Raw genomic sequence first — 6,979 nt, forward strand, 5'->3', positions numbered from 1 at the left:
AGCCATATCACGCATTTTCCTCAGGCTCGCCATTTTATCCGGCTGCTGAGTTTGCTCTTTCTGCTCCTGTAGAATGCTGCTAGCTTGGTGGATATCGCCGGTATACAGCAGCAGCAGGTTTTGCACCAGTTCGTCTTTACGTTCCGATGACCAGATAATCGGTTCGGTAGTGACAGTTTCATCGGTATTGAACTGAAAATAACGGAGGCCACCATAAGCAGTGATGTACTGGTCCTGTTTGCCGATAGGCTCGCCCAGAATGTCAATCTCAATGTGACATGCTTCTCTGGCAAGTTCTTCGGCGGACTTGAGAATTCCCTTATAGCCATAGAGAGCATTGAGCAAGCCTACGGTGAAGCTGCCAGAAGAACCGAGGCCGGCCCCGGCGTGAACATCGGCCACCGAGGCAATCTCTATTCCACTCCGGATTCCGACCAATTTCAAGGCTTCTCTGACTAACGGATGACGTATTTCGTCGACGCTGTCAACTATTTCCGTTTTGGCATAGTAACTTACCCTGATGGCATCGGTGAAGCGTTTGTTAACGATGATGTACATGTATCGGTTTATCGCTGTGCTCACCACGGCCCCGGGTTCATTCCGGTAGAATTCACGCAAATCGGTCCCGCCACCGACAAAGCTGATTCTGAATGGAGTTCGCGTAATTATCATCACGGCACCTTTTTCACAACTCCTTCAAAAACCTGCTGCTGTTCCGGCGTTCCGATATCATAAAACCGCTGCCTTATGATATGAGCAGCCAGCTCCCCTTGTTCTATTAAGTAACGATATATCCCGTCTTCAAGAGAAATCGGCACCCCCCCCGGGACGAAATCCAGTACTTCTTTCCGGAGGATTACCGCGCCCGCTTCCACATAATTCAGTTCCGGTGATACTCCTTCCCTATCATATCTTACCACCATTTTATCATTGTCAAGAGCGATATTATTTCTCACACCGGTATCCACTTCATTATTATAGACCACCATAAGGGCCTTCCGTCCGAGCTGCAAATACCTCTCTTCCACTTCATGGTAATCAATCGGCAGGTAGGTATCCCCGTTAAGCACCAGGAAGTAGCTATCCAGCATATCCCGTGCCCGTTTCAGCGCACCCCCGGTGCCAAGCAATTTTTTACCTTCCTCGCTGTATTTTATGTCCACGCCCATTTCGCGTCCATCGCCAAAGAAGTCCCTTACCTGCTCTCCTAGATAGCCAGCGCATATGACGATGTCTTTTATACCCTGGTTTTCCAGAAGCCGTACGACGTAATAGAGAAAAGGCTTACCGTGGAACGGTATCATTACTTTGGGCATAGCTCTGGTCAATTCTCCCAGTCTGGTGCCCAGACCACCTGCCAATATGACCGCCTGCATGGTTGGTTCCTCAGGCCGACTCAGCCAGTATCTCCTTTATCGCCAGACGAATTGCCTCTTCAGAACTGTATTTCGGCTTCCAGCCCAGTTTTTCCATTCTTGACGTTTCCAGGCAGATACGGGGGACATCTCCCGGCCAGCCCCGGCTTCCTCCCGTGTATCTCAACGTAACCTCGGACAGCCCCATCTGTTCCAAAAGTATGCGACTTATTGTCGTGACATCGACCATGTCATGATTGCCCAGGTTAAAAACGTTGACCTGTCCATCGGAATGCTGGTGACCGTATAACACGCCATCCACGCAATCGCTGACATGTATGTAGGGCTTTGACTGTTTGCCGTCACCGAGTATTTCCAGTTCCTCGTTATTTTTTTTCAGTTTATTAATGAAATCGTAAATTACACCGTGGGTTGCCCTCGGGCCAACGACATTGGCAAAGCGAAAAATCCACGCCTGCATATTAAAGAGATGGCAGAATGCTGTAATCAGGCCCTCACTGGCAAGCTTGGCGGCTCCATAAAGAGATATGGGCTGCAATGGACCATGGTCTTCAGAAGCAGGCTCGCCGGATATTTCACCATACACAACGCTGCTTGAGGCAAAAATGATTTTACCGATACCCTGTCTTCGCATAGTCTCCAGGACATCATATGTGGCAATGGTTCCCTGATTCAGGTCGGCTGCAGTATCGTGTTGCCCGAGTCTCACGTCCGGGTTGGCTGACATATGAAAGACGACATCACTGCCTTTTATTGCCGTCGACAGTTGACCTCGATCCAGAACGTCAGCCTGAATAAATTTGAAATTGGGATTATTTAAATGCTGGCTGATGAACTCACGTTTCCCGGAACTCAGGTTATCGTAGACGGTAACCAATCCTGTATTTGTCAGGCGGTCGACCAGATGACTGCCGATGAACCCAGCGCCACCGGTGATAAAATACTTCATAATTTACCCATTACTTAATGAAATCTAACCGTAGTGAACGTTATTTGAATCGATTAAACGTAAACCGTTGGCTTGACAGAAGATAAAGACAGCGCTTTCTATAAATCGACTGAATTTTCCTGGAAATTTATTCCAATCTGTCTTCATCCCTACAGTGAATCGCGTATCCGCTTCACAAGTACGTTCAGTATTACGCCAGCAAAGATACACAACACCCCAACCGTAATCAGGAGCATTGCCACCATCGCGGTGCCCACGGCCACTTCGTTAATGGTAAAAAGGGCTCTCAAAACGATAACACCGGCCGCAATGCCCAGAATTACGGAGATGCTGCCAGCCAGTCCAAAAAATAGAAGAGGTCTCCTCTCCGATATCATCACCAGCACCCGATTCAGAACACCGACGCCGTGCTTAACAGGGTTCAGCGTTGAGCCATCTCTGGTATAAATAGCTGAGACAGGAACCTCGGCGATTTTGAGCCCTTTGGCCGTGGCCTCTGATATGGTCTCCGCCGAGATTGCCATCCCCTGCTCTTTGGGTTCAAGCACGTTTATTGCTTTTCTTGAAAAGGCCCTGAATCCCGACTCGGTGTCAGATAATGTGCTCCGGGAAAGTACGCGGGTGAAATAAGAAATGATTTTTTGCCCGAATTTGCGATAAGCTGGTATGTCTTCGCTTTTTATCTTTCGTGACCCGACGACCACATCAGCGCCATCCAGGATGGCGTCCACCAAGGACGACATCTCCTCGGGGTTATGCTGGCCATCAGCGTCAAGTAACACCAGTACATCTGGGTTTCTTTTCTTCGCTTCGGCAAGCACGGTCTGGACGGTGGCACCATAGCCACTGTTTTTCTGGTGCTGGACAACCGTGGCGCCGGCAAGCCGGGCTACCCGCGCAGTGCGGTCGGAGCTGCCGTCGTCAACTACCACCACCTCGTCGGCAAACTGCCGTGCCTGCAGGACAACGCTGCCAATATAATTCTCCTCGTTATAAGCCGGCATGCCGACGATTATGACTGGTTTTTCCGGTTTTTTCGTCTTACTACTATGTTCCAAGTACCCTTCCTCGCTCGTCATTATAACATATGCCGGGCAGAGTTGTGCTTTGTGCAAACTAAAAATTTGGTCATAGTACCAAAAAGTCTATAATTTACAATGCCCCCGTTTTGGGGTAAAATAGCTGATGTTCGGGCGGTTAGCTCAGTGGTTAGAGCGCCTGCTTCACACGCAAGAGGTCTCTTTCAGAGGAGACAAAAAACCGCCTGAATCCCCAAAATAGATACGAAATCTTGTCCCAACCCGGACGAAAGACCGGGATGTTTTGTTGAAAACACCTCTTGCTTCGCCAAATTTTGAAGGGGGACAAGATGAGAACAGTACCACCGGTAACACTTGAGCATCATATCGCAGGGTATCAACTTTGTGCCGCTACGGAAGGCAAAAGCCCGAATTCCATTGCCATTGTCACCAGCAGCGCCAATTATTTCCACCATTTCCTTACTTCTCAGGGAATCGTCGCGGCTATGACCGAGGTCACTCATCATGAAATCAGGGCATTCATCCTGCACCTGCAGCATAAGCGGTGTTTCTCCGACCATCGCTTCAACCATGCCCAAGATAAAGGTCTCTCAGGACACACCATAAATTGCTACCTGCGCAGCCTGAGAATATTCTTCTCCTGGCTCGTCTCAGAGGGAATCATAGACAGTACCCCTTTTGAGCGGGTGAAGATTCCGCCACCGCCAAGGAAGATCATCCCTACCCTGTCTGATCACCAGATTGGACAACTGTTTGGCGCTATCGATACTCGAACTACTCAAGGATATCGAGACTACACTATGGTGCTAACCCTGCTTGATACTGGTCTGAGGGTATCTGAACTCTGCAATCTAGAGCTAGGCAAACTGCGGTTAGAAGAAGGTATGCTCAAGGTTTTGGGCAAGGGGAATAAGGAGCGTCTTATCCCGATAGGTAAGCAGGTTCAGCGGTTGCTCTGGCGCTATATCGACCGCTACCGTCCCGAGCCAGCTACCGCCAACGGTGGCTTTGTCTTCCTCACTCGAGAAGGTAGATCACTAACCAAGGATAGGGTGGAGAAGATTATGACCTACTACGGTAAGAAAGCCGGACTAGCGGGGATAAGATGCTCACCTCATACCCTCCGCCACACCGCCGCGGTTACCTTCATTAGAAATGGCGGAGATGTCTTCAGCCTACAGCGGATGCTAGGCCACTCTAGCCTGGAGATGACCCGAAAATACTGTGAACTTGCCGATATTGATGTCAAAAAGGCACACATCACGGCAAGTCCGGTGGATAACCTCGATTTTGCCGCAATGGGATTGAACTCCCGGTTTCGATTCCCGAGGACTTGACAGCCAGACGTCGCTATGGTAATATTCGTAATGACTACTTGACAAACAGACTTCGTTATGGTAATATTTGTCATAGCTACTCGAAAAAGTGTAATATGATGAGGGTATTATTTATCTGCCTTGACTGTGGGAACCCGTTTTTTGAGCGAAATCCCGAGGCTACCCATCGTTGTGGTACCTGTGGCAGTTCAGCCGTGGTGAAACACGATGAGCTTCGGTCTGGAGCACTCGCTTTAAAGCCGGCAGCCTACCTGTGGCTCCTTCACGACGAGCATAGTATACCGCCTCCACCTCCACCTTGGGAGGTCATTAGCTTCCCGAAAAATGCCGCAGCTCTCTTTTCGGTCATGGGCAAAGCCAGAACTCCGGAGAGGCGACAACGAGCCGCTGAACTGATGCTTATCGAAGCGGGATTCCCGGAAGAAAAGGCACGCGGTTTGGCGAAGGGAATGTACCCATGACGACCAGCGGGCCGCTAAGGTTAGAACCAGAGACGTTGACCGATTTTCGTTGTCCTCGATGTCAAGCCCTTCTCTTCAGGGTAAGTGAGGGAAAGGGGATGATCGAGGTGAAGTGCCGGAAGTGCGGATACATGGCCCGGATGCACCTTAAGGAAAGGCGACCGAATTGAATGTCTAAGAGGTGAGCCCCGCGAGGGCCCTGGCGAGAGAGCCCAAAGAGGCCTGGAGGTTTCCAGGCCTCTTTTATTTACCGGTGAGGAGGAGCAATCATGCTGAACGGAGAAATTGATAACTTTCTGCAAGAGGCGCTACAGCGGGGAACTCGAGCCGACCTTGCGCATTTGATGGAGGGCTACAAGCTGTGTGCCCAAAGCGAGGGGAAAAGCCCGGCGACGATCGCTATCGTAGAGGCTTCGGTACGTTATCTCCAAGAATTCCTGTCCTCAAATGGGTTGCCGACTGATATCGGGAGGATTGACGTACGAGAACTTCGGCGCTTCATCGTTCACCTGCAGGGGCGACAACGGTTCGCTCAGCACCGATTCACCAGGCCACAGGAGGGTCATCTCTCAGGGCATACCGTGAACGGCTATCTTCGTGCTGTGAGGAGTTTCTGGTCCTGGGCACAAAGGGAGGGATTCGTCGAGGAGAACCCCTTCTCACAAATAAAGATACCCAAAGCACCGAAGAAGATTATGCCCACCTTTACCCAGGAGCAACTGCGGCAACTTATGGGGGCAATAGATACGAGAACGCCACTGGGCTACCGGGATTACACCATCATTTTGACACTTATAGACACAGGGATGCGGTGCAGCGAGCTCACCGGCCTCAAAGTCGAGGATGTTAATTTAGAGGCCAGACTATGCAAGGTGTGGGGCAAGGGAAGCAAGGAGAGGCTAGTGCCTATTGGAGCTAAGGTTCAAAAGGCACTATGGAAGTATCTGATCCGCTGCCGTTCTGAGCCGGCCACTCCGCGGTACGATCAGACATTTCTTACCCGTGACGGTCGTCCTTTGACCAAGGACCGAGTCGAAGCCATCGTCGAACATTACGGCAAGAAGGCTGGCATCACCGGGGTACGATTAAGCCCCCATACCTTCCGTCATACCTTTGCCGTGATGTTTCTCCGCAACGGGGGAGATGTCTTCAGTTTGCAGAGGATAATGGGACATTCCACTCTCGATGTCCTCCGAATATATGTCAACATGGCGCAAGCCGACGTTCAAATGGCTCACCGTCGCCATTCGCCGATAGATAACATGGATTTCAAGCTGAAGTATGGAAAGACAAAAGAGGGTAAAGGCAGGATTCGGAAAGAGACAGTAAGGTGAAGTCGGGTGAAGTCAAACATTCAAAACTGTGTTCATTGGCTAATATTTGATGCCGAAAGGAGTTACAAGGATGAGCAAAGAGATAACACAAGCCAAAAAGCTCATGGTAGCCAGACTCTACTTTGAGGGTCTTTCCTATGATGAGATTGCCCGGAAGACGGGAATCGCTAAGGGTTCCGTCGCCGCGATAGTAGAGGATCTCAAAGAAGGCAGACTTCCCCAGTTTGAACATTTGACTGAACTTCTGAACGAGCTGAGAGACATGGTAGTGGCACTCAGGAAATCCAAGATGTCCTCGACAGAAGCGGTGTACCTTTTCACCATTGCTAGAAGGCTTATATCACTCGGTGTGGAGCCATCCCTGCTTGAATCCTGGGTAGGGATGTGTCGCTCTGTACCCGAGGAGGAATTCCCCCGCAGCCAAATCATCCAGGCAGCGACGAGACTGACGAAGATAGAGCGGGAGGGAACGAGCTATGACG

At 50.3% G+C, this 6,979-nt stretch carries 8 protein-coding genes; 4 read left to right on the forward strand and 4 right to left on the reverse strand.

The features are described from left to right. The 4 genes from KKD83_04350 to KKD83_04365 all read right to left on the reverse strand — a co-directional run. On the reverse strand, window positions 1-672 hold a 672-nt coding region (locus KKD83_04350), incomplete at its 3' end, for a GHMP kinase (GenBank protein ID MBU2535383.1). Beyond that, the gene (locus KKD83_04355) at window positions 672-1,376 is read right to left on the reverse strand and encodes an NTP transferase domain-containing protein (protein ID MBU2535384.1); all 705 of its coding nucleotides are present in this window, start codon (window positions 1,374-1,376) and stop codon (window positions 672-674) included. The genes KKD83_04350 and KKD83_04355, both read right to left, overlap by 1 nt. A 10-nt stretch (window positions 1,377-1,386) precedes the next feature. Then, a complete protein-coding gene (locus KKD83_04360; GenBank protein ID MBU2535385.1) occupies window positions 1,387-2,325 on the reverse strand; it encodes an NAD-dependent epimerase/dehydratase family protein in 939 nt (312 codons plus the stop codon). Window positions 2,326-2,474: 149 nt separating this feature from the next. Next, on the reverse strand, window positions 2,475-3,383 hold the full coding sequence (locus KKD83_04365; GenBank protein ID MBU2535386.1) for a glycosyltransferase family 2 protein: 909 nt from the start codon (window positions 3,381-3,383) through the stop codon (window positions 2,475-2,477). A gap of 311 nt (window positions 3,384-3,694) precedes the next feature. Here KKD83_04365 and KKD83_04370 point away from each other — a divergent pair, with 311 nt between their 5' ends. The 4 genes from KKD83_04370 to KKD83_04385 all read left to right on the forward strand — a co-directional run. Continuing rightward, on the forward strand, window positions 3,695-4,702 hold the full coding sequence (locus KKD83_04370; protein MBU2535387.1) for a tyrosine-type recombinase/integrase: 1,008 nt from the start codon (window positions 3,695-3,697) through the stop codon (window positions 4,700-4,702). Window positions 4,703-4,797: 95 nt separating this feature from the next. Then, window positions 4,798-5,163 (forward strand): hypothetical protein, encoded by a 366-nt coding sequence (locus KKD83_04375; protein ID MBU2535388.1) that lies wholly within the window; start codon window positions 4,798-4,800, stop codon window positions 5,161-5,163. A 269-nt stretch (window positions 5,164-5,432) separates the two neighbouring features. Beyond that, window positions 5,433-6,497 (forward strand): tyrosine-type recombinase/integrase, encoded by a 1,065-nt coding sequence (locus tag KKD83_04380; GenBank protein MBU2535389.1) that lies wholly within the window; start codon window positions 5,433-5,435, stop codon window positions 6,495-6,497. Window positions 6,498-6,567: 70 nt separating this feature from the next. Beyond that, a partial coding sequence (locus KKD83_04385) for a hypothetical protein (protein ID MBU2535390.1) occupies window positions 6,568-6,979 on the forward strand: 412 nt, incomplete at its 3' end.

Source organism: Chloroflexota bacterium (assembly GCA_018829775.1).
GTDB lineage: Bacteria > Chloroflexota > Dehalococcoidia > Dehalococcoidales > RBG-16-60-22 > E44-bin89.